Source organism: Pseudomonas sp. L5B5 (assembly GCF_020520285.1).
Taxonomy (GTDB): domain Bacteria; phylum Pseudomonadota; class Gammaproteobacteria; order Pseudomonadales; family Pseudomonadaceae; genus Aquipseudomonas.
The window spans coordinates 4212282-4234769 of record NZ_CP084742.1 but is presented as its reverse complement, the minus strand read 5'-3'; the positions used below and the strand labels follow the sequence as shown (position 1 = coordinate 4234769).

Genomic DNA, 22488 nt, shown 5'->3' with positions numbered 1-22488 from the left:
GTTGTGATTAGTGATTTCGAGCGGATCCGCGAAGACGGCAAGGTCATCGACGAAAACATGACGGTGGACCAGATGATCGCCCTGGGGTGGTCGCCTTGCCGGGTCGTCGAGGCTCGCTGGCGCTGGCAGGAACAGCCCCTGAGCGTGGTCAACAGCCGCGGCCTGTTGGCGATCGTGGTGCCGGATCGGCAACACCTGGCCATCCTGTGGAACGACGACGATACGGGTGTGGCCGCAACCCTCTACGTGGTCTCCGGCGACCGCCAGCAGCAGATCCGGATTACCGACCAGCTGCTGATCAATGGCCAGCTCGAGGCAGGTACCTACAGCTGGTTCGAGCAGTTCCCGCAGGCTTCGCCCAGCATCTTCACCTGCATGTTCAGCCGTCAGCGTGACCAGGCAATGTTCAGGGTGGATATCGACGCATCGAATGGCGACATCGTTTCGGTACAGCATTCGCGCTGAGGGCTGTTCTGCGCCGCCACGCCCCAGCGCTGATCGCTGCAGGCAGGCAAAGGTAGATGGCAAAGAGGGGAGCCTGGCTGGGCTCCCCTCTTGCTGTGTCAGCTTCGATGATCCAGGACCGCCACTGAATTTAGAGAATTAAAACTGTCGCAGCCGCTGCTGATTCCTCGGGCTCTCCAGCCATCTTCGGAGGAAACGCAAAACTGTCGCAACAGTATAAATCGCGACTTAAGCCTCATGCTCTAGACAATTAAAACTGTCGCAACCAGAAACGACACGGCTTTCACGCGCGTTCAAGAGGACCGGCGGCAGGTGGCCGCCGGTCGTAGAATCATCGACGAGGGATGAAGTAGGCAACGAGACCGATGGTCATCAACCAGACGTGGGTTGAACTGTCGACTGGGGTGTCACCTGGGAAAAGGATCATGGTAAACATGGCCGATTCTCCGGCCACCTTGGGCTACTAGCGTGCAGGAACCTCTGCCAAGACACCTCATAACTATGGATAACGCTGTTCTTGATATCCGTTAGGGAATGAGTTAGTAATCTTGCTAACTTGCCCATCTGAATATTCGAACAAGACCTGATAGCTGGACCAATTTTCTTGGCCATGCTCTTTCTGTTTGACTTCTATTGACTCTAGCCTGTCGCCTACATACATATAGTCGGAAATGCTTTCGCCATATTTTCCATAGTTAATATCCTGCTTAATTTTATCGCCTTCATTCAGGCTGAGCATTACATTCCTAATGCTGCCAGCAGCATTGAAATATATGCTCTTAATTTCTCCTTCCTCGTAAAAATAGAACTCTCTATTTATTACGTTTTCTGACTGCCCGTAAATTTCTACAAATACAACCCTATTCTCTCTGTCAAAATAGTAAACATGAATATTTTTTATGTTTTTTGGCAGAGACTTTAGAACCTTACCAAGCTTAGAGCCTGACCTCTGAATTTCAAACGGTCTAAAATTATACAGAGCACCTTTGCTTATGGTATTTCTCACCACACGTAAATTTGCGCTACTTAAATAGGCACTCAGGAAGTGCTCGGTCTTTAATTGAAGCTCGTGGAATTGCTGTTGAAGCTCGTGAGATTTATTCATGAAATAATATTCCTGTTATTTAAAAAGCAAAACTGCCGCTGGAAATTTCGGAAGCAATTTTGCTTAACTCCGCTTCAAAGCTGGGCTTATCAGCAACCCCTTTAAGTCGATCAAAGACATTCTGTTTATATAGCTCTGTATGAATTTTTAAGTGCGCTGGCGCATTAACTCCCGCAGCCTGCCTAACTTTGCTACTCGAGGGTAGAAAAAGCGGTAAACCTCCCCACCGCCGGATCGTAGTACCTGAACGTGTTGTAGTACAGTCAGCTTTCCCGGTCGTGGTACTGCCCCTGAAAGCGTAAATTTTGATCAACCAGATTCGGTGACAACGCCTCCAGTCCACCCCACGCCTTGTAATAGGCGCGCTACACCACGTGCCCCTCGGCGTTGGTCATTTCCTGCGGCGTACCGATCTGGTCGGTGTGGAAGTAGTAGTGTCGAGCTTCCTGTTCCGGCAGTTCGGGGTCGCTGTCGATACGGGCCAGCGGTGCATAGCTATCCGGCTCGTAGAGGCGCTCCGAGATCAAAAAAAATATTTAATGATCTGAAGATAGAAATTTTTAACGCGCTTTTGAACGGCTCCACCAAAAAAGAGATATGTTCAAATTTTAATATATCTACATGTACAGTTAATCGGCTTCTGCGTTTAAACCCAGACGTCGAGAAAAAGGTTATCAATAAATCTTGCCTAAACAAACTTGAAGAAAAGAGAGCCATCTGGAGTGCAACAGTTCGTAATTATCCCGGTGCGAGCGCGAAGACTATTAAAAACTTAGCTCCAGATATTTACGCTTGGCTCTATAGAAATGACCGATCTTGGTTATTTTCACAGACAGCCGCACTACCAAGTGGTAGATGCGGAAACCATGTGACGATTGACTGGGATGCACGCGATGAGAATTTTTGTTCACTGATTAATCAGTTATTGACAACAGCGTCTTCAGACTTGAAAAAAGTCCGTAAGTGCGACCTCTACCAACTGGTACACAATCTATTCTCTTCGCTTGAGAAAAGATCACGTTATCCTAAGACGAGAAAACTTCTCACCGAAATTACGAAGTAGTTTTTCCCCAGATTGCGCGACAGGCAATCTTTTAACTGACACAACCACTTGGTATGACAGCACCTCACTGAGAAATGAGGAGGTTGTCGCTCCGGAAGCGACTGAAGCGTTCAAAGAGATCAGCATGCCAACAGCACTGAGCAGTCCTGTGTGGTGAACAGGATGTGAGGATACGGAGGCGGGAAGCATCGCAAGAGACGGTAGAACAGATCTGACCGGCCCTTGCGACAGTTTTAATTCTCTAAATCCACCACTTGGGCGGTCACTTTGGATAACTCACTCCACGGTCACCGACTTGGCGAGGTTGCGCGGCTGGTCGACGTCGGTGCCCTTGAGCACGGCCACGTAGTAGGACAGCAGCTGCAGCGGGATGGTGTAGAGGATCGGCGAGAGGATGTCGTGGATGTGCGGCATCTGGATCACGTGCGTGCCTTCGCCATCGGTCATGCCGGCCTGTTCGTCGGCAAACACGATCAGCTCGCCGCCACGGGCCCGCACTTCCTGCAGGTTGGACTTGAGCTTTTCCAGCAGCTCGTTGTTCGGCGCCACGGTAACCACCGGCATGTCGTTATCCACAAGCGCCAGCGGGCCGTGCTTGAGCTCGCCGGCCGGATAGGCTTCGGCGTGGATGTAGGAAATCTCCTTGAGCTTGAGCGAACCTTCCATCGCCACCGGGTACTGGGCACCACGGCCCAGGAACAGGGTGTGGTGCTTGTCGGCGAACAGCTCGGCGGTTTTTTCCACCACGCCATCCATGGCCAGGGCTTCGCCCAGGCGGATCGGCAGGCGACGCAGTTCTTCCACCAGCTCGGCTTCAACACCGGCGGCCAGGGTGCCACGGACCTGGCCCAGGGACAGGGTCAGCAGCAGCAGGCCCACCAGCTGGGTGGTGAAGGCCTTGGTGGAGGCCACGCCGATCTCGCGACCGGCCTGGGTCAGCAGGGTCAGGTCGGATTCACGCACCAGGGAGCTGATGCCGACGTTGCAGATCGCCAGGCTGGCGAGGAAGCCCAGCTCTTTGGCGTTGCGCAGCGCGGCCAGGGTGTCGGCGGTTTCACCGGACTGGGAAATGGTCACGAACAGGGTGTCGGGCTGCACCACCACCTTGCGGTAGCGGAACTCGCTGGCCACTTCCACCTGGCACGGGATGCCGGCCAGCTCTTCCAGCCAGTAACGGGCGACCATGCCAGCGTGGTAGCTGGTGCCGCAGGCGACGATCTGCACATTGCGCACCTTGGCGAACAGCTCGGCGGCTTGCGGGCCGAAGGCCTGGACCAGTACCTGGTTGGCGCTCAGGCGGCCCTCCAGGGTGCGTTGCACCACGGACGGCTGCTCATGGATCTCCTTGAGCATGTAGTGGCGGTATTCGCCCTTGTCCGCGGCTTCGGCGCCATCGCGATACTGCACCGCCTCGCGCTCCACGGCCTTGCCGTCGATGTCCCAGATCTGCACGCTGTCGCGGCGGATTTCAGCGATGTCGCCTTCTTCCAGGTACATGAAGCGGTCAGTGACCTGGCGCAGGGCCAGTTGGTCGGAGGCGAGGAAGTTTTCCCCCAGGCCCAGGCCGATCACCAGCGGGCTGCCGCTGCGGGCTGCGACCAGGCGATCCGGCTGGCTGGCGCTGATCACGGCCAGGCCATAAGCGCCGTGCAGTTCCTTGACGGTGGCCTTGAGGGCCACTGTGAGATCGCCCAGGTCCTTGAGCTTGTGGTTCAGCAGGTGTGCGATGACTTCGGTGTCGGTGTCCGAGGTGAACGCGTAACCCAGGGCGCTGAGTTGGGCGCGCAGGGCCTCGTGGTTCTCTATGATGCCGTTGTGCACGATCGCCAGGTCACCGGAGAAATGCGGGTGGGCGTTACGCTCGCAGGGCGCACCGTGGGTGGCCCAGCGGGTGTGGGCGATGCCCAGGCGGCCCACCAGCGGCTCGCTGGCCAGGGCTTGTTCCAGTTCGCTGACCTTGCCCGGACGGCGCATGCGCTCCAGCTTGCCGGCGTTGGTATAGACCGCTACGCCAGCGCTGTCGTAGCCGCGGTATTCGAGGCGCTTGAGGCCTTCCAGCAAAATGGCGGTGATATTGCGTTCAGCAACGGCGCCAACAATTCCACACATGGTTTCTCTCCTAGCTGACAGCCGCGCAAATCAGAGTTATGCCGCGGGCCTGGATCTGGTCGCGGACCTCGAAAGGCAGGCGATCATCGGTAATAAGGGTATGGACGCTGCTCCATGGCAGCTCCAGGTTGGGAATCTTGCGGCCGATCTTGTCGGACTCGACCATCACCACCACCTCACGGGCCACTTCGGCCATCACTCGGCTCAGGCCCAGCAATTCGTTGAAGGTCGTGGTGCCACGGACCAGGTCGATGCCGTCGGCGCCGATGAACAACTGGTCGAAGTCGTAGGAGCGCAGGACCTGTTCGGCCACCTGCCCCTGGAAGGACTCGGAATGCGGGTCCCAGGTGCCGCCGGTCATCAGCAGCATCGGCTCGTGTTCCAGTTCGGTCAGGGCATTGGCCACGTTCAACGAATTGGTCATGACCACAAGGCCGGGCTGCAGGCCCAGCTCGGGGATCATCGCGGCGGTGGTACTGCCACTGTCGATGATGATGCGCGCATGTTCACGAATACGCTGCACCGCAGCACGAGCAATGGCCTGCTTGTAGAGGGATACGGGCTGGCCAATGTCGCTGACCAGTTCCTGGGGCATGGTGATCGCCCCGCCATAACGGCGCAGCAACAGACCATTGCTTTCCAGGGCAGCCAGGTCCTTTCGAATCGTAACTTCCGAGGTTTCGAAACGCTTGGCCAGCTCGTCGACACTCACTTCGCCCTGTTCATTGAGCAAGGCAAGAATGTTGTGACGGCGTTGAGGTGTGTTGCGTTTCGACATGATGGTCTTAAGTTTCGATTCGAAAGATAACGGAAGCAATAAAACCCGATGATCGAAACTTCGTCAAGCACAAGCGCATAAAAAACCGACAAGACAGCCCTTGCAACACTCTGCAGGAGCCAGCTCGTCGGTGTGCAGGTCATCCGTGCCTGTGGATAACCTCAGTCCTTCTTGATCTTCTCCGGACGTTTCCAGCCGTCGATGTTCTTTTGCCGTGCGCGGCCCACTGCCAGTTGGGCCTGCGCCACGTCCTGGGTGATGGTGGAGCCGGCAGCCGTGGTGGCACCGGAGGAGATATCCACAGGCGCGACCAGGGAGTTGTTGGAGCCGATGAACACGTCTTCGCCCATGACCGTCTTGTGCTTGTTCACCCCGTCGTAGTTGCAGGTGATGGTGCCGGCGCCGATGTTGGTACGCGCGCCGATCACCGCGTCGCCCAGATAGGTCAGGTGACCGGCCTTGGCACCCTGGCCCAGGTGAGCGTTCTTCAGCTCGACAAAGTTACCCACATGGGCGCGGGCTTCCAGCACGGTGCCGGGACGCAGGCGGGCGAACGGACCAGCATCGCTGCCCTCGCCCATCACTGCGCCATCGAGGTGACTGTTGGCCTTGATCACCACCCCCTTGCGCAGGGTGCTGTCCTTGATCACGCAGTTGGGGCCGATCACCACATCGTCCTCGATCACCACCCGGCCTTCGAGAATCACGTTGATGTCGATCAGCACGTCGCGACCCACCGTGACATCTCCGCGCACGTCGAATCGTGCGGGGTCGCGCAGGGTCACGCCCTGGGCCATCAACCGGCGACCAGCGCGCAGCTGATAGTGACGCTCCAGCTCGGCCAGTTGCTTGCGGTCGTTGGCGCCCTGCACTTCCATGGCGTCGTGGGGCTGCTCGGTGGCGACGACCAGGCCGTCGCTGACCGCCATGGCGATCACGTCGGTGAGGTAGTACTCGCCCTGGGCATTGTTGTTGGACAGTCGGCCGGTCCAGTCGCCCAGGCGCTTGCCGGGTACCGCGAGGATTCCGGTGTTGCCTTCGGTGATGGCGCGCGTGGCTTCGTCGGCATCCTTCTGCTCGACGATGGCGGCCACCTTGCCGTGGGCGTCACGGACGATGCGCCCGTAGCCGGTAGGATCGTCCAGCTCGACGGTGAGCAGGCCCAGTTGCTCCGGGCCCGCTTGCTTGAGTAGGCGCTGCAGGGTCTCTACTTCGATCAGCGGCACATCGCCGTAGAGAATCAGCACGGTATCGGCAGTAATGAAAGGCACCGCCTGGGCCACGGCGTGCCCCGTGCCCAGCTGCTTGTCCTGCAGCACGAAATTCAGGTCATCGGCTGCCAGGCGCTCGCGCACCGCATCCGCACCGTGGCCGATCACCACGTGGATGCGCTGTGGATCGAGCTGGCGGGCGCTGTGGATAACATGCCCGAGCATGGAGTTGCCAGCGACCGGGTGAAGCACCTTGGGCAGCGCAGAGCGCATGCGAGTGCCCTGGCCTGCTGCGAGGATAACGATTTCGAGAGACATGACTGGCTACCAATCCTGGGTGGTCCGCGAGTGTGACCAAGAGGGGAAATGCGGAAAATAAAAAGGGTAGCCGAGGCTACCCTTTTTAATCAATCACACAAAAAGCCTGCGGCTTAGCCGCCGAACTTCTTGCGGATTTGCTGAACGGTACGCAGCTGGGCTGCGGCCTCGGCCAGACGTGCAGCAGCAGATCCGTAGTCGAAATCTGCGCCTTTTTCATTCAGGGCCTTCTCAGCAGCCTTGACGGCTTCCTGAGCGGAGGCTTCGTCCAGGTCGGCAGCACGTTGCACGGTGTCGGCAAGAACCTTGACCATGTTCGGCTGAACCTCGAGGAAACCACCGGAGATGTAGAACACCTCGGTTTCCCCGCCCTGCTTGATCAAGCGGATCGGACCTGGCTTCAGGTTGGTGATCAGCGGTGCGTGACCCAGAGCGATACCAAGATCACCCAGTTCACCGTGCGCAACTACCATCTCCACCAGACCGGAGAAGATTTCCCCTTCCGCGCTGACGATATCGCAATGGACTGTCATAGCCATCTGCTTGCCTCAACCTAAATTAGCGCCCGTTACCGGGCGCCGGGATTACAGTTTCTTGGCTTTCTCGATCGCTTCTTCGATGCCGCCGACCATGTAGAACGCTTGTTCTGGCAGGTGGTCGTAGTCACCGTTGAGGATGCCTTTGAAGCCAGCGATGGTGTCTTTCAGGGAAACGTATTTGCCTGGAGAACCAGTGAAGACTTCAGCCACGAAGAACGGCTGCGACAAGAAGCGCTGGATCTTACGAGCGCGGGATACCAACTGCTTGTCGGTTTCCGACAGCTCGTCCATACCCAGGATCGCAATGATGTCCTTCAGCTCTTTGTAGCGCTGCAGTACGTACTGAACGCCGCGAGCGGTGTCGTAGTGCTCGTTGCCGATCACGTTCGGGTCCAGCTGGCGCGAAGTCGAGTCCAGTGGGTCTACCGCTGGGTAGATACCCAGGGAAGCGATGTCACGGGACAGAACGACGGTGGCGTCCAAGTGGGCGAAGGTGGTCGCTGGCGACGGGTCGGTCAGGTCGTCCGCAGGTACGTATACCGCTTGGATCGAGGTAATCGAACCTTGCTTGGTCGAAGTGATGCGCTCTTGCAGCACGCCCATCTCTTCAGCCAGGGTCGGCTGGTAACCTACTGCCGAAGGCATACGGCCCAGCAGTGCGGATACTTCGGTACCGGCCAGGGTGTAACGATAGATGTTGTCGACGAACAGCAGAACGTCGTTACCTTCGTCACGGAACTTCTCGGCCATGGTCAGGCCGGTCAGCGCTACGCGCAGACGGTTTCCTGGTGGCTCGTTCATCTGACCGTAGACCAGCGCTACCTTGTCGAGAACGTTGGAGTCCTTCATCTCGTGGTAGAAGTCGTTACCCTCACGAGTACGCTCGCCCACACCGGCGAACACGGAATAACCGCTGTGCTCGATGGCGATGTTACGGATCAGTTCCATCATGTTTACGGTCTTGCCTACACCGGCACCACCGAACAGACCGACTTTACCGCCCTTGGCGAACGGGCAAACCAGGTCGATTACCTTGATCCCGGTTTCCAGCAGGTCGTTGCCGCCTGCCTGTTCTGCGAAGGAAGGAGCTGGACGGTGGATGCCCCAACGCTCTTCTTCACCGATAGGACCGGCTTCGTCGATTGGGTTGCCCAGTACGTCCATGATCCGGCCCAGGGTCGCTTTACCGACCGGTACGGAGATGGCTGCGCCAGTGTTGTTGACGTCCAGACCGCGCTTCAAGCCTTCGGTGGAGCCCATCGCAATGGTACGCACCACGCCGTCGCCCAGCTGCTGCTGAACTTCCAGAGTGGTTTCGGCGCCTTGAACCTTCAAGGCGTCGTAGATGCTCGGTACGCTGTCGCGTGGAAATTCCACGTCGATAACGGCGCCGATGATTTGAACGATACGTCCGCTACTCATAGCTGGATCCTCTGAATATTTGAACCGTTAAACCGCGGCAGCGCCGCCGACGATTTCCGAGATCTCTTGGGTGATCGCAGCCTGACGCGCCTTGTTGTAGATCAGCTGCAAATCGCTGATCAAATCACCGGCGTTGTCGGTGGCGTTCTTCATTGCGATCATCCGCGCGGCTTGTTCAGCTGCGTTGTTCTCGACCACCGCCTGGTAGACCTGCGACTCCACGTAACGGACCATCAAGCCGTCCAGCAGCTCCTTGGCATCCGGTTCGTAGAGATAGTCCCAGTGGTGCTTGAGTTCTTGATCCGGGGTTGCCTCCAGTGGAATCAACTGCTCCACGGTCGGCTGCTGAGTCATGGTGTTGATGAACTTGTTGGATACCACGGACAGGCGGTCAATCCGGCCTTCCAGGTAAGCATCCAGCATCACCTTGACACTGCCGATCAAGTCATTGATCGACGGCTCTTCACCCAGATGACTGATAGCTGCAACGACGTTACCGCCGAAGCTGCGGAAGAAGGCCGCACCCTTGCTACCAACCACGCACAGATCGATCTCGACGCCTTGTTCGCGGTTTACCGCCATGTCCTTGACCAGGGCCTTGAACAGGTTGGTGTTCAAGCCACCACACAGACCACGGTCACTGCTCACCACGATGTAACCGACGCGCTTGACGGCGCGGTCGATCATGAAGGGGTGACGATATTCCGGGTTGGCGTTGGCCAGATGACCAATAACCTGGCGGATGCGCTCCGCATAAGGACGGCTAGCAGCCATGCGCATTTGTGCCTTGCGCATTTTGCTGACCGCCACTTTTTCCATGGCGCTGGTAATTTTTTGCGTGCTTTTGATGCTCGCAATCTTACTGCGAATCTCTTTTGCGCCTGCCATGTAACACCTATCAGGTTAGCAAGCGGGAGCCTTGCGGCTCCCGCTGCGGCTTACCAGGTTTGGGTGGCCTTGAACTTCTCGATACCGGCTTTGAGGCCAGCGTCGATTTCGTCATTGAAGTCACCCTTCACGTTGATCTTCGCCATCAGGTCGGCGTGATCGCGGTTGAAGTAAGCAATCAGCGCTTGCTCGAAGCTGCCGATCTTGGTGATTTCGACGTCAGTCAGGAACCCACGCTCAGCGGCATACAGCGACAGCGACATGTCAGCGATGGACATCGGCGCGTATTGCTTCTGCTTCATCAGCTCGGTAACGCGCTGACCATGTTCAAGTTGCTTGCGGGTCGCTTCGTCCAGGTCAGAAGCGAACTGGGCGAATGCCGCCAGTTCACGGTACTGAGCCAGGGCGGTACGGATACCACCGGACAGCTTCTTGATGATCTTGGTCTGAGCGGCACCACCTACACGGGATACCGAAACACCGGCGTTCACTGCAGGGCGAATGCCCGAGTTGAACATGGCCGATTCCAGGAAGATCTGACCGTCGGTGATGGAAATCACGTTGGTCGGAACAAACGCGGAAACGTCGCCAGCCTGGGTTTCGATGATCGGCAGGGCAGTCAGGGAACCGGTCTTGCCAGTCACTGCGCCGTTGGTGAACTTCTCTACGTACTCTTCCGAAACGCGGGATGCGCGCTCCAGCAGGCGGGAGTGGAGATAGAACACGTCACCTGGGTAGGCTTCACGGCCTGGTGGACGACGCAGCAGCAGGGAAATCTGGCGATAAGCCACAGCCTGCTTGGACAGATCGTCATAAACGATCAGCGCGTCTTCACCGCGGTCGCGGAAGTACTCGCCCATGGTGCAACCGGAGTACGGAGCCAGGAACTGCAGTGCAGCCGATTCCGAAGCACTGGCAGCCACGATGATGGTGTTGGCCAGGGCGCCGTTTTCTTCCAGCTTGCGAACCACGTTGGCGATGGTCGATTGCTTCTGACCGATGGCTACGTAGACGCAGAAAATGCCGCTGTCTTTCTGGTTGATGATCGCGTCGATCGCCAGAGCGGTCTTGCCGATCTGACGGTCACCGATGATCAGCTCACGCTGGCCACGGCCGACAGGAATCATGGCATCGACAGCCTTGTAGCCAGTCTGTACAGGCTGGTCTACCGACTTACGCCAGATCACGCCTGGAGCAACTTTCTCGACCGCGTCGGTCTCGGTGTTGTTCAGCGGACCTTTACCGTCGACTGGGTTGCCCAGTGCGTCGACTACGCGACCCAGCAGTTCCTTACCAACCGGAACTTCGAGGATGCGGCCAGTGCACTTGGCGCTCATGCCTTCAGCCAGAGTGGTGTATGCGCCCAGTACCACGGCACCTACAGAGTCTTGCTCAAGGTTGAGGGCCATACCGTAGACGCCGCCCGGAAACTCGATCATCTCGCCGTACATGACGTCGGCCAGACCGTGAATCCGCACGATGCCGTCAGATACGCTGACGACAGTGCCTTCGTTACGGGCTTGGGAGGTCACATCGAGCTTTTCGATGCGGCCCTTGATAATTTCACTTATTTCGGAAGGATTGAGTTGCTGCATTGCTCTGCTGCCCCTTCAAACTCAAGATTTCAATGCTTCGGCAAGATTCGCGAGTTTGCCGCGAATCGAGCCATCGATAACCAGGTCGCCGGCGCGGATTACGACGCCACCAATCAGGCTGGCATCCTCCGCAGCGTGCAGGCGCACTTCCCGGCCGAGCCGTGCACTGAGAACCTTGGCGAGTTTGTCTTGCTGTTCTTGGTTCAATGCAAAAGCACTGGTCACATCCACATCCACCGACTTCTCTTGCTCGGCCTTGTACAGGTCGAACAGAGCGGAGATCTCCGGCAACAGCAGGAGACGGTCGTTTTCGGCGGCAACTTGAATGAAATTCTGTGCCTGTGCATCAAACTTGTCGCCACACACTTCAATAAACGTGGTGGCCTTTTCTGCGCTCGTCAGTCGCGGGGCCTTAAGCACGCGCTGCATGGTGTCATCTTGTGACACCGCTGCAGCCAGGCCGAGCATGGCTGACCAAGAGGCCAGCTGCTGGTGGGCCTGAGCGTGCTCGAAGGCCGCCTTAGCGTAAGGTCGGGCCAACGTGGTCAGTTCTGCCATGATCGCCCTCGCTTAAATTTCAGCAGCCAGTTTGTTAACCAGATCTGCGTGCGCGTTTTGATCGATTGTGGCACCCAGGATCTTCTCTGCACCATTGACCGCCAGGCTACCCAGTTGGGCACGCAGGGCGTCTTTGACGCTGTTCAGTTCCTGTTCGATCTCGGCCTGAGCCTGAGCCTTCACGCGTTCAGCTTCGACACGGGCCTGTTCACGGGCTTCGTCGACGATCTGAGAGCCGCGCTTCTTGGCTTGCTCGATGATTTCAGCTGCCTGAGTTTTGGCTTCGCGCAGTTGCTGACCCGCTTTATCTTGGGCCAGTTCCAGGTCACGAGCTGCTCGGCTGGCAGCGTCCAGTCCATCCGCGATCTTCTTTTGACGTTCGTGCAGAGCTGCAATGACCGGAGGCCAAATGAACTTCATGCAGAACAATACAAAAATTAAGAACGCAACGGACTGGCCAATCAGGGTTGCATTAATGTTCACGCCAACACCTCGCTCGTTCGTTGTCCGTCACACCAATCAACTCGAATACTCGAGTGATTAGCCAGCGAGTTGACCAACGAAGGGGTTCGCGAAGGTGAAGAACAGAGCGATACCAACACCGATCATGGTTACGGCGTCGAGCAGACCGGCAACGATGAACATCTTAACTTGCAGCATTGGAACCATCTCTGGCTGACGCGCAGCGCCTTCCAGGAACTTGCCGCCCAGCAGGCCGAAACCAATTGCGGTACCCAGTGCGCCCAGGCCGATCAACAGTGCAACAGCGATAGCGGTTAGACCAACTACAGTTTCCATCTTTCCTCCCGACTTTTACGTCGTATGGTTTAGGTTTTTTAGATTAAAGCGGTAAAACAAATCGTTTCATTGACCCGAGACGGGCCCCCTCTCGCCGCAACGAGAGGGACATCAGACTAGTCGAGACTGGTCTTAATGATTCTCTTCGTGAGCCATCGACAGGTAGACGATGGTCAGCATCATGAAGATGAAGGCCTGCAGGGTGATGATCAGGATGTGGAACACAGCCCACGCCCACTGCAGAACAACACCCATGCCGCTGAGCCACAGCAGGCCGCTGCCGAACATCACGGCGATCAGGATGAACACCAGCTCGCCAGCGTACATGTTGCCGAACAGACGCAGTGCCAGAGAGATTGGCTTGGCGATCAGCGTCACGAACTCCAGCAGGAAGTTCACCGGAATCAGCAGCGCCTGAACCAGGATGTTCTTGCTGCCAAACGGATGCAGGGTCAGTTCGCCGATGAAGCCGCCGATGCCCTTGACCTTGATGCTGTAGAAAATGATCAGAGCGAATACCGACAGGGCCATGCCCAGGGTAGCGTTCGGGTCAGTCGTGGATACGGCGCGGAACGGAATGTGCGGGTCGCCGGAAATCAGCATCGCCAATTGTGGGATCCAGTCCACGGGAACCAGGTCAATGGCGTTCATCAGGAACACCCAGACGAAGATGGTCAGTGCCAGCGGTGCGATGACCGGGCTGCGACCGTGGAAGCTGTCCTTCACGCTGCCATCGACGAAGCCAACCATGACTTCTACGAAGTTCTGCAAGGCGCCCGGAACACCGGAAGTCGCCTTCTTGGCCGCCATGCGGAACAGAAGAATGAAGATCACACCCAGTGCGACAGACCAGCCGAGGGTATCGACGTGGAATGCCCAGAAGCCCATTTCCTTGGCTTCTGCTGCGGAGTGGGCAAAGCCCCAGCTCCCATTGGGTAGCTGACCGAAGGTCAGGTTCTGCAAGTGGTGCTGGATATAGCCCGAAGCGGTTGTTTCTGCTGACATGGTTGCCTCAAACGCCCTAAGGTCTCGAAAGTCTTGTTCTCATTAGCAGGGGAGCGAACCAGCTGACCAGTTGGGTCAACACGAAGACGCCGAATACAGCCAGCGGCGCCAGTGGCTTCACACCTGCAAACGTCAGCGCGAACAGCACTGCCGTCAAAATCAATTTGCCCGCCTCGCCGGCATAAAAAGACCGAACGATAGCTTGGGCCGCTCGGGCGCCGGAAAACCGAAATGCCCTGTGAGCGAAGTACACATTGGGTAGCAAGGCTATCAGTCCTCCGCAAAGGCCTGAATATCCGGCTACGACTCCACGCCATTGCCAAAGCACCAGAGCGGCTATCAGCACAACGACAAACTGGGCCAGTAGAACCGGGAAAACCGCCAAGCGATGAAACGGCAAGCGGTTTGGCGTGCGGGTTTCCATCGCTTTTGCTCCTCAAGAGTCGGCTGCCAGAATTCTGTGACTTGGCATAATTTGTGCCGACAAAATGCGCGCAGAGTATAGGGGCGGTTCAGCCCCTATTCAACTGCCGGGTAGTGATTTCCGACTGCGCGCTACACAAGGAAATGTTTCAACGAATGTGTGCGAGGACGCCTTGCAGCTCATCCAAAGAGTTGTAGCCGATCACCAACTGCCCCTTGCCCTTCTTTCCGTGGCGAATCTGCACCGCAGAGCCTAGGCGCTCGGCCAAACGTTGCTCGAGACGGGCAATATCCGGATCGGGCTTGACCGGTTCAGCAGGCTCTTGCTTGCCGCTGAGCCACTGGCGAACCAAAGCCTCGGTCTGGCGTACAGTGAGACCTCGTGCGACAACGTGTCGCGCCCCTTCAACCTGTTGATTTTCGGGCAATCCGAGCAACGCGCGGGCATGCCCCATCTCCAGGTCACCGTGGGACAGCATGGTCTTGATCACTTCAGGCAAGGTAATCAGACGCAACAAGTTGGCCACGCTGACGCGAGACTTGCCTACCGCTTCAGCGACCTGTTGCTGGGTCAGCTGGAATTCCTGCTGCAAGCGCTGCAGGGCCAGTGCTTCCTCGATGGGATTGAGGTCTTCGCGCTGGATGTTCTCGATCAACGCCAGGGCGATCGCGGTTTCGTCCGGCACATCGCGAACCACTGCCGGAATGGTTTCCCGGCCAGCTTGCTGGCTTGCGCGCCAGCGCCGTTCGCCGGCGATGATTTCGAAGCGACCGTCGCCAATGGGACGCACCACAATGGGCTGCATCACGCCCTGGGACCTGATCGAATTTGCCAGCTCCTCCAGGGCCTGAGGGTCCATGTCCCGACGTGGCTGGTATTTGCCGCGCTGGACCAGGTCCAGTGGCAGATGTTGCAGCTCACGCTGGTCGGCCTGCGCGGCCTGTTCTTCCAGGGTACTGACAGTCGGACCACTCAACAGTGCATCCAGTCCACGTCCGAGACCTCGTTTCTTGACGGCCATGGGGACTCCTTAAGTTGGCTGGGCGGCTGCGATGCGCGATTGTTTACGTTGCCGACGAACCATCTCGCCGGCCAAGGCCAGGTAGGCCAGGGCGCCGCGGGATTGCTTGTCGTACGCCAATGCCGGCATGCCGTAGCTCGGCGCCTCGGCCAAGCGGATGTTGCGCGGGATCACGGTGTCGTACAACTGGTCGCCGAAGTGCTCCTTGAGCTGCGCGGAAACATCGTTCATCAGACTCAGGCGCGGATCGAACATGGTGCGCAGCAAGCCTTCGATCTTCAGCTGGGGATTGAGCAACTCGCCGATACGCTTGATGTTATCCACAAGGTCGCTCAAACCCTCAAGTGCGTAGTACTCGCACTGCATGGGGATAATGACCCCGTCGGCGGCCACCAGGGCATTGAGCGTCAACATGGACAGCGACGGCGGGCAGTCGATCAGGATGTAGTCGTAGTTCTCGCGGATGGGGGCCAGAGCACTGCGCAGGCGACTTTCCTTCATCTGCATTTCCAGCAGGACCACTTCCGCCGCGGTCAGGTCGCGGTTGGCCGGCAATAGCTGGTAACCGCCATGCTCGGAAAAATGCATCGCCTGGGCCAGGTCGCACTCACCAATCAGCAAGTCGTAGACCGAGTTTTCCAGGCCATGTTTATCCACACCGCTACCCATGGTGGCGTTGCCCTGTGGATCAAGGTCGATCAGCAGCACCCGGCGCTTGGTCGCGACCAGGGATGCTGCGAGGTTGATGCAGGTGGTGGTCTTGCCCACACCACCTTTCTGGTTCGCTATCGCGAATACCTTAGCCATTCTTGCTTGTGTTCCCAATCATGCCGTGCGGCGCAGTATCAGCAGATGGCGTTGGCCTTGGCAACCGGGTACGGCCAGGGCGTGTTCGCTATCGAGGTGGAAGTCTGCCGGCAATGCTAACAGCTCATCAGAGGGATGGACGCCCTTCATTGCCAGCCAGCGTGTATCACTGTCCCCGAGGTGGCGGGTCCAGCTGGTGAAGTTCTCCATGCTGCTGAACGCCCGGGAAATGATCCCGTTGAAAGGCTGTTCAGGAGTGAAGGCCTCGACCCGGTTGTGGATAACGTTCAGGTTATCCAGCTCGAGTTCGAGTTTGACCTGGGTCAGGAAGCGGGTTTTCTTGCCGTTGCTATCCAGGCACGTGACCTGCGACTCGGGAAACAGGATCGCCAGGGGAATGCCGGGCATCCCGCCGCCGCTGCCCACGTCCAGCCAACGGCCGTTTTCGATGAAGGACATCACGCTCAGGCTGTCGAGCAGGTGACGCGAAACCATTTCATCCGGGTCGCGCACGGCAGTCAGGTTGTAGGCCTTGTTCCACTTGATCAGCAGCGCCAGGTAGCCCAGCAGCAATTCGTGCTGGACCGGACTCAGGTTGACACCGAGGTGATGGGCGCCTGTGGATAACTCATCCGCGTGTTGCGAGGTGACCAGTGAACTCAAGCGCTTTGCTCCAACTGACGGCCAGCGCCGCGTTTTTTCAAGTGAATCATCAACAGGGAAATGGCCGCCGGCGTGACGCCGGGGATCCGTGATGCCTGGCCCAGCGTCTCCGGACGGGTGGTACCCAGCTTGCTCTGAATCTCCTTGGACAGGCCGGAGATGGTGGTGTAGTCGATATCCACAGGCAGTCTGGTGTCTTCACTGGCCCTGAGGCGGGCGATTTCATCCTGCTGGCGATCGATATAGCCGGCGTACTTGGTCTTGATTTCAACCTGTTCCGCGACCTGTGGATCTTCTGCGCCCTGGCCGGTCACCTCGACCAGCCCAGCGTAGTCGATTTCCGGACGGCTCAGCAGGTTCAGCAAGTTGTACTCGTGGGTCAGCGGCGTGCCGAATTTCTGCGCGATAGCATCGCCCTGCTCGGTACCGGGGCGGACCCAGGTCGACTTCAAGCGCTGTTCTTCCAGAGCGATACTTTCACGTTTCCTGCAGAAAGCCGCCCAGCGAACGTCATCCACCAGGCCCAGCTCGCGGCCTTTTTCGGTCAGGCGCAGGTCGGCGTTGTCTTCGCGCAGGATCAACCGATATTCCGCCCGGGAAGTGAACATCCGGTACGGTTCCTGGGTACCCAGGGTAATCAGGTCGTCGACCAGCACGCCGATGTAGGCTTCATCGCGACGTGGGCACCAGCTGTCCTTGCCTTGCGCGCGCAAGGCCGCGTTGGCGCCGGCCAGCAAACCTTGGGCACCGGCTTCTTCGTAACCGGTAGTGCCATTGATCTGGCCAGCAAAGAACAAGCCGCCAATGACTTTGGTTTCGAGGCTGTACTTCAGGTCCCGTGGATCGAAATAGTCATACTCGATGGCATAGCCCGGCCGCACGATATGGGCGTTTTCCATACCACGGATCGACTGCACGATCTGCAATTGCACGTCGAACGGCAAGGATGTGGATATCCCGTTCGGGTACAGCTCGTGGGTGGTCAACCCTTCAGGCTCGATGAAGACCTGATGGCTTTCCTTGTCGGCGAAGCGGTGGATCTTGTCTTCGATGGATGGGCAGTAACGCGGGCCGATACCTTCGATGACTCCGGAATACATCGGCGAACGATCGAGGTTCGAAGCGATGATCTCGTGGGTCCGGGCATTGGTGTGAGTAATCCAGCAACTGACCTGCCGCGGATGCTGTTCCTTGGAGCCCAGGAACGACATTACCGGGATCGGTGTATCACCTGGTTGCTCGGTCATCACCGAGAAATCCACAGACCGAGCGTCGATGCGCGGTGGAGTACCGGTTTTCAGGCGCCCGACCCGCAGTGGCAGTTCGCGCAGCCGTTGTGCCAGGGCGATCGAGGGTGGATCGCCGGCACGACCGCCGGAATAGTTCTGCAAGCCGATGTGGATAAGTCCTCCGAGGAAGGTCCCGGTGGTCAGCACCACGGAATCGGCAAAGAACCGCAGGCCCATCTGGGTCACTACGCCCTTGACCTGGTCCTGCTCGACGATCAGGTCATCGGCGGACTGCTGAAATATCCACAGGTTGGGCTGGTTCTCGAGAATCTCGCGAACAGCTGCCTTGTACAGGATCCGGTCGGCCTGGGCCCGAGTCGCCCGTACCGCAGGGCCTTTGCGGCTGTTCAATACTCGGAACTGAATGCCGCCTTTATCCGTAGCCATGGCCATCGCGCCGCCCAGGGCATCGATCTCCTTGACCAGGTGGCTCTTGCCGATCCCACCGATCGCGGGATTGCAGCTCATGGCTCCGAGGGTTTCCACGTTATGCGTCAGCAACAGGGTTTTTGCCCCCATGCGTGCTGATGCAAGTGCTGCCTCGGTACCGGCATGACCGCCGCCGATGACGATCACTTCAAAACGGGAAGGGAAATCCACCACGCACCTCGTGCCTGCTTCAAGTAGGAGTAATTAGGAATGGTTGTTGGGTTGGTTTTTGGACCAAGGGGGCAAGTATAGGGACTTCGACCTTTCTAAAGAACCCTTTGCACAAAATTTAACCAGCTGTGGATGACTGACAGACAATAGAAATTAAAAAGAAAGAAATTTATTAAAACCTTGTTTTTATGTTTATTCTTATATCGCCTCCTATCTGTGGATAAAGATCTACAGCCCTTGCTTATCAATGTGTACAAGGTTTTTGAACCCTGTGGTTAGGTGTCAATGAGCCCCTTGGATAAACGGCTTGAGGCTGTGGATTAAAGAGATCGTTATCCACAGGGCACTTTTTCCTCAGTGATGAAGGCCAGTTATCAACTGAGCTGAAGAGCAGTTATTCACAGGGCTTAATCCACAGTTTCGACTTGCTTCAGAAGGTCGGCAATGGTGCGGACAGTATTCCAGGCGCAGAAATTTGCCCCCCAGGATCGAAGAACGTCCCGTGAACGAGTGAATACAAGTGGTTTTTACAAGCGCACTCATCACGATCAGCGGCAGTCGCTATGCGTGAAGAGGCAGCGGTACCCGCGAAGGGGAAAAGAAAAGCGCCTGCAGGCGTGCTCCAACGAGCCTTGCCCACAGGCGTAAGCTCCCGGCCCTGATAGCCGGGGGAAGGTTTACTTGCCGATGCAGAAACTGGAGAAGATCCGTCCCAGCAGGTCATCGGAACTGAAGGCCCCGGTTATCTCTCCCAGGGATTGCTGGGCCTGGCGCAGATCTTCGGCCAGCAGTTCGCCGGCGCCAGCCAGGGTCAACTGTGCCCGGCCATGTTCCAGGGCAGCACTGGCGTAGCGCAATGCTTCCAGATGCCGTCGGCGAGCACTGAAGCTGCTTTCGGAGGTTTGTTCATAACCCATGCAGGCTTTCAGGTGGTCACGCAACAATTCCAGCCCGCTACCGGCAGCCATGGCGCTGAGGCTGATGGTGACATGGCCATCGTCGGAGGTTTCCAGGGCAATGGGTTCCCCGCTCAGGTCGGCCTTGTTGCGGATCAGGGTGACCTTGGCCGGATCTGGACGCTGCTCGAGGAATTCCGGCCATAGGGCAAAGGGATCACTTGCCTCGTCCGCAGTAGCGTCGACCACCAGCAGCACCCGGTCTGCCTCACCAATTGCCTTGAGCGCGCGCTCCACTCCAATCTTTTCCACCTGGTCGTCGGTATCCCGAAGTCCCGCCGTATCCACCACGTGCAGGGGCATGCCATCGATGTGGATATGTTCGCGCAGGATGTCCCGGGTGGTGCCGGCGACATCGGTAACGATAGCGGCTTCACGTCCGGCCAGGGCGTTGAGCAGACTGGATTTGCCCGCATTTGGGCGTCCGGCGATCACCACTGTCATGCCATCACGGAGCAGCGCCCCCTGCCCGGCTTCGCGCAGTACTGTGGACAACTCATTACGAACGCCATCGAGCATGCTCAATACATGGCCGTCGGCGAGAAAATCGATTTCTTCCTCGGGGAAGTCGATGGCGGCTTCGACATAGATCCGCAACGCGATCAGTTGCTCGGTCAAATGATGCACGCGTTGAGAGAAGGCTCCCTGCAACGAACGCAATGCATTGCGAGCGGCCTGTGCAGAACTGGCTTCGATCAGGTCGGCAATGGCTTCGGCCTGGGCCAGGTCGAGCTTGTCGTTGAGAAAGGCGCGTTCGCTGAATTCTCCCGGCCTGGCCAGGCGGCAGCCCAATTCCAGGCAACGCTGCAGGAGCATATCGAGGACTATGGGACCGCCATGGCCCTGCAACTCCAGCACGTCTTCACCGGTGAAGGAATTCGGCCCCGGGAAATACAAGGCGATGCCTTCATCCAGGACGTCACCCTGCTCGCTGAGAAAAGGCCCGTAATGCGCAAACCGCGGCTTGAGTTCCCGGCCATTGATGGCCTTGGCAGCCGCGGCCGCCAGTGGCCCGGAAATCCGCACGATACCCACGCCACCGCGCCCCTGGGCGGTGGCTATGGCAGCAATGGTTTCACGAGGGACATTCATAACCCGACATCCAGACAAAAGTGACAGATAGCAAAACGCCCCACTAGGGGGCGTCTTGTGTGGTTATCCACAGAGTAGGTCAGGCGGCTGCGTTCTTGGTAGCCGCTTCGATCTTACGAGTGATGTACCACTGTTGTGCGATCGACAGGCAGTTGTTCACTACCCAGTACAGCACCAGTCCGGCCGGGAACCACAGGAAGAAGAAGGTGAAGATGATTGGCATCATTTTCATCACCTTGGCCTGCATAGGGTCCGGAGGAGTCGGGTTCAACTGCTGCTGGATGAACATGGTGGCGCCCATGATGATCGGCAGGATGAAGAACGGATCCTTGATCGACAGGTCGGTAATCCACAGCATGAACGGTGCCTGGCGCATTTCCACGCTTTCCAGGAGTACCCAGTACAACGAGAGGAAGACCGGCATCTGCACTAGGATCGGCAAGCAGCCGCCCAGCGGATTGATCTTCTCTTTCTTGTACAGCTCCATCATCGCCTGGGACATCTTCTGACGATCGTCGCCGAATTTTTCCTTCAGCGCGGCCAGTTTTGGAGCCACTGCACGCATGCGCGCCATGGACTTGTAGCTGGCAGCCGACAGTGGGAAGAAGATCCCCTTGATCAGCATGGTCAGGAAGATGATCGACCAGCCCCAGTTACCCACCAGGCTGTGGATATGTTGCAGCAGCCAGAAGATTGGCTGGGCAATGAACCACAGGAAGCCGTAGTCCACGGTCAGTTCCAGGCCTGGGGACAGTTCCTTCAGCACAGCCTGGCTTTTCGGGCCGGCGTACAGAATGGCGCTGGTTTCAGCCTTGGCACCTGGAGCAACGGTCATCGAAGGGCCGGTGTAGCCGATGATGTAGTTGCCCTTGCTGTCCTTGCGCGCCAGAACCTGGTTGTTCTCGCCTTTTGGCGGAATCCAAGCGGTCACGAAATAGTGCTGCAGCCAGGCAACCCAACCACCCTGAACGTTTTCAGTGATTGGAGCCTTGGACTTGTCCTCGTTCACCTTGTCCATGTCTTTCATGGACACTTTTTTGTACGGCTCGGAACTTGTCCACAGGGCGGCGCCCAGGTAAGTCGCGGTGCCCGTGGCGGTGCTGGAGGACGGATCGGAACTGGCGTCGCGCTTGAGCTGGGCGAACATCGCACCGGTCCAAGGTTGAGCGCTTTCGTTATCGATCAAGTAGGAAACGGTGACGTCATACAGGCCACGCTTAAGGGTGAAGCGCTTGATGTAGTGAATGCCGTCCTTGCTGAACTTCAGGTCGACCACCAACTGGTCCTGGCCGTCAGCCAGTTGGTAACTTTTCTTCTCCGAGGAGTAGATCGGGCGACCAGCGGGGTTTGCGTCCGGGCCATTGCTGCCGATCAGGCCGCTCTGTGCCAGGTAAGTCCGCTCGTTGCCGTTATCGAACAGCTGGAACGGGATTTCCGGATGGTCCTGACGACGTGGATACAGTGGCAAACGCAGTTGCGCGATATCCCCACCTTGAGGATCGACAGCCAGGTCGAGCACATCCGTTTTGATCTGGATGAGATCCTTGCTTGCAGCTACTGGCACTTCGGCAGGGGCAGCGGTATCGCTGGTCGCGCGCGGAATGTCGTCATTGGCAGCTGGAGTGCCGGTTGGCGTGTCGGGCAAGCCCGGAGTGGTCGTGCTGGAAGCAACATTCTGAGTCGGCAGGGCAGCCTGGCCATAGTCCTGGTTCCATTTAAGAACCATGACATAGGACACGATTGCCAGGGCGACGATCAGGATCGTGCGTTTGATATCCATGA

The 22488-nt window shown here is 57.7% G+C and carries 21 protein-coding genes and 1 pseudogene; 2 read left to right on the top strand and 20 right to left on the bottom strand.

Annotated features, from left to right (window positions below):
• Positions 1-3 precede the first annotated feature (3 nt).
• A complete protein-coding gene (locus LGQ10_RS19270) occupies positions 4-465 on the top strand; it encodes a hypothetical protein (protein WP_226522903.1) in 462 nt (153 codons plus the stop codon).
• A gap of 499 nt (positions 466-964) precedes the next feature.
• On the opposite strand, the gene LGQ10_RS19265 is transcribed toward LGQ10_RS19270, so the two are convergent.
• Both LGQ10_RS19265 and LGQ10_RS19260 read right to left on the bottom strand, forming a co-directional pair.
• A complete protein-coding gene (locus LGQ10_RS19265; RefSeq protein WP_226522902.1) occupies positions 965-1570 on the bottom strand; it encodes a hypothetical protein in 606 nt (201 codons plus the stop codon).
• A gap of 263 nt (positions 1571-1833) precedes the next feature.
• Positions 1834-2082 (bottom strand): annotated as a pseudogene (locus LGQ10_RS19260) (RHS repeat domain-containing protein); the annotation flags it as partial.
• Between LGQ10_RS19260 and LGQ10_RS31630 the strand changes: the two are divergent.
• Positions 2058-2633, top strand: a complete 576-nt coding sequence (locus LGQ10_RS31630) for a TnsD family Tn7-like transposition protein (RefSeq protein ID WP_226522901.1) — start codon at positions 2058-2060, stop codon at positions 2631-2633. The pseudogene LGQ10_RS19260 and the gene LGQ10_RS31630 sit on opposite strands and share 25 nt — an antisense overlap.
• Positions 2634-2909: 276 nt before the next feature.
• On the opposite strand, the gene glmS is transcribed toward LGQ10_RS31630, so the two are convergent.
• From glmS to yidC, 18 genes are all read right to left on the bottom strand, one after another.
• Positions 2910-4742: a glutamine--fructose-6-phosphate transaminase (isomerizing) gene (gene glmS / locus LGQ10_RS19250; protein ID WP_226522900.1), complete on the bottom strand. Its 1833-nt coding sequence runs from the start codon at positions 4740-4742 to the stop codon at positions 2910-2912.
• A 10-nt stretch (positions 4743-4752) separates the two neighbouring features.
• Entirely contained in the window at positions 4753-5523 is a 771-nt protein-coding gene (locus LGQ10_RS19245; RefSeq protein WP_226526159.1) for a DeoR/GlpR family DNA-binding transcription regulator, read from the bottom strand.
• A 158-nt stretch (positions 5524-5681) separates the two neighbouring features.
• Positions 5682-7049: a bifunctional UDP-N-acetylglucosamine diphosphorylase/glucosamine-1-phosphate N-acetyltransferase GlmU gene (gene glmU, locus LGQ10_RS19240; RefSeq protein ID WP_058438436.1), complete on the bottom strand. Its 1368-nt coding sequence runs from the start codon at positions 7047-7049 to the stop codon at positions 5682-5684.
• A gap of 113 nt (positions 7050-7162) precedes the next feature.
• On the bottom strand, positions 7163-7588 hold the full coding sequence (locus LGQ10_RS19235) for a F0F1 ATP synthase subunit epsilon (protein ID WP_058438442.1): 426 nt from the start codon (positions 7586-7588) through the stop codon (positions 7163-7165).
• 45 nt (positions 7589-7633) lie between these two features.
• Positions 7634-9010: a F0F1 ATP synthase subunit beta gene (gene atpD, locus LGQ10_RS19230; protein ID WP_226522899.1), complete on the bottom strand. Its 1377-nt coding sequence runs from the start codon at positions 9008-9010 to the stop codon at positions 7634-7636.
• Between the two features lie 27 nt (positions 9011-9037).
• The gene (atpG, locus tag LGQ10_RS19225) at positions 9038-9898 is read right to left on the bottom strand and encodes a F0F1 ATP synthase subunit gamma (protein ID WP_058437888.1); all 861 of its coding nucleotides are present in this window, start codon (positions 9896-9898) and stop codon (positions 9038-9040) included.
• A gap of 50 nt (positions 9899-9948) precedes the next feature.
• On the bottom strand, positions 9949-11493 hold the full coding sequence (gene atpA, locus LGQ10_RS19220; RefSeq protein WP_068576573.1) for a F0F1 ATP synthase subunit alpha: 1545 nt from the start codon (positions 11491-11493) through the stop codon (positions 9949-9951).
• 21 nt (positions 11494-11514) lie between these two features.
• The gene (locus LGQ10_RS19215) at positions 11515-12051 is read right to left on the bottom strand and encodes a F0F1 ATP synthase subunit delta (protein ID WP_226522898.1); all 537 of its coding nucleotides are present in this window, start codon (positions 12049-12051) and stop codon (positions 11515-11517) included.
• Between the two features lie 12 nt (positions 12052-12063).
• Positions 12064-12534 carry a F0F1 ATP synthase subunit B gene (locus LGQ10_RS19210; protein WP_226522897.1) on the bottom strand — a complete coding sequence of 157 codons (471 nt, stop codon included), beginning with the start codon at positions 12532-12534 and terminating at the stop codon, positions 12064-12066.
• Positions 12535-12591: 57 nt separating this feature from the next.
• A complete protein-coding gene (atpE, locus tag LGQ10_RS19205) occupies positions 12592-12849 on the bottom strand; it encodes a F0F1 ATP synthase subunit C (protein WP_002555987.1) in 258 nt (85 codons plus the stop codon).
• 132 nt (positions 12850-12981) lie between these two features.
• Positions 12982-13854 carry a F0F1 ATP synthase subunit A gene (gene atpB, locus LGQ10_RS19200; protein WP_025132141.1) on the bottom strand — a complete coding sequence of 291 codons (873 nt, stop codon included), beginning with the start codon at positions 13852-13854 and terminating at the stop codon, positions 12982-12984.
• 16 nt (positions 13855-13870) lie between these two features.
• Positions 13871-14278, bottom strand: coding sequence for a F0F1 ATP synthase subunit I (locus tag LGQ10_RS19195; RefSeq protein ID WP_226522896.1), 408 nt, complete (start codon positions 14276-14278; stop codon positions 13871-13873).
• Between the two features lie 148 nt (positions 14279-14426).
• Positions 14427-15299, bottom strand: coding sequence for a ParB/RepB/Spo0J family partition protein (locus LGQ10_RS19190; RefSeq protein ID WP_058435030.1), 873 nt, complete (start codon positions 15297-15299; stop codon positions 14427-14429).
• 9 nt (positions 15300-15308) lie between these two features.
• Positions 15309-16106, bottom strand: a complete 798-nt coding sequence (locus LGQ10_RS19185) for a ParA family protein (RefSeq protein ID WP_058435031.1) — start codon at positions 16104-16106, stop codon at positions 15309-15311.
• Positions 16107-16124: 18 nt separating this feature from the next.
• Positions 16125-16769 (bottom strand): 16S rRNA (guanine(527)-N(7))-methyltransferase RsmG, encoded by a 645-nt coding sequence (gene rsmG, locus LGQ10_RS19180; protein WP_226522895.1) that lies wholly within the window; start codon positions 16767-16769, stop codon positions 16125-16127.
• Positions 16766-18658: a tRNA uridine-5-carboxymethylaminomethyl(34) synthesis enzyme MnmG gene (gene mnmG / locus LGQ10_RS19175; RefSeq protein ID WP_058435033.1), complete on the bottom strand. Its 1893-nt coding sequence runs from the start codon at positions 18656-18658 to the stop codon at positions 16766-16768. Before mnmG ends, rsmG begins: the two co-directional genes overlap by 4 nt.
• Positions 18659-19335: 677 nt before the next feature.
• The gene (mnmE, locus tag LGQ10_RS19170; protein WP_226522894.1) at positions 19336-20706 is read right to left on the bottom strand and encodes a tRNA uridine-5-carboxymethylaminomethyl(34) synthesis GTPase MnmE; all 1371 of its coding nucleotides are present in this window, start codon (positions 20704-20706) and stop codon (positions 19336-19338) included.
• Between the two features lie 79 nt (positions 20707-20785).
• Positions 20786-22486 carry a membrane protein insertase YidC gene (yidC, locus tag LGQ10_RS19165; RefSeq protein ID WP_226522893.1) on the bottom strand — a complete coding sequence of 567 codons (1701 nt, stop codon included), beginning with the start codon at positions 22484-22486 and terminating at the stop codon, positions 20786-20788.
• Positions 22487-22488: the final 2 nt, after the last annotated feature.

Coding starts and splice junctions, on each gene's coding strand:
- LGQ10_RS19265 (WP_226522902.1), bottom strand. CDS start 1,570: ATGAATAAATCTCACGAGCTTCAACAGCAATTCCACGAGCTTCAATTA.
- glmS (WP_226522900.1), bottom strand. CDS start 4,742: ATGTGTGGAATTGTTGGCGCCGTTGCTGAACGCAATATCACCGCCATT.
- glmU (WP_058438436.1), bottom strand. CDS start 7,049: ATGTCTCTCGAAATCGTTATCCTCGCAGCAGGCCAGGGCACTCGCATG.
- LGQ10_RS19235 (WP_058438442.1), bottom strand. CDS start 7,588: ATGGCTATGACAGTCCATTGCGATATCGTCAGCGCGGAAGGGGAAATC.
- atpD (WP_226522899.1), bottom strand. CDS start 9,010: ATGAGTAGCGGACGTATCGTTCAAATCATCGGCGCCGTTATCGACGTG.
- atpG (WP_058437888.1), bottom strand. CDS start 9,898: ATGGCAGGCGCAAAAGAGATTCGCAGTAAGATTGCGAGCATCAAAAGC.
- atpA (WP_068576573.1), bottom strand. CDS start 11,493: ATGCAGCAACTCAATCCTTCCGAAATAAGTGAAATTATCAAGGGCCGC.
- LGQ10_RS19215 (WP_226522898.1), bottom strand. CDS start 12,051: ATGGCAGAACTGACCACGTTGGCCCGACCTTACGCTAAGGCGGCCTTC.
- atpE (WP_002555987.1), bottom strand. CDS start 12,849: ATGGAAACTGTAGTTGGTCTAACCGCTATCGCTGTTGCACTGTTGATC.
- atpB (WP_025132141.1), bottom strand. CDS start 13,854: ATGTCAGCAGAAACAACCGCTTCGGGCTATATCCAGCACCACTTGCAG.
- LGQ10_RS19195 (WP_226522896.1), bottom strand. CDS start 14,278: ATGGAAACCCGCACGCCAAACCGCTTGCCGTTTCATCGCTTGGCGGTT.
- LGQ10_RS19190 (WP_058435030.1), bottom strand. CDS start 15,299: ATGGCCGTCAAGAAACGAGGTCTCGGACGTGGACTGGATGCACTGTTG.
- LGQ10_RS19185 (WP_058435031.1), bottom strand. CDS start 16,106: ATGGCTAAGGTATTCGCGATAGCGAACCAGAAAGGTGGTGTGGGCAAG.
- mnmE (WP_226522894.1), bottom strand. CDS start 20,706: ATGAATGTCCCTCGTGAAACCATTGCTGCCATAGCCACCGCCCAGGGG.
- yidC (WP_226522893.1), bottom strand. CDS start 22,486: ATGGATATCAAACGCACGATCCTGATCGTCGCCCTGGCAATCGTGTCC.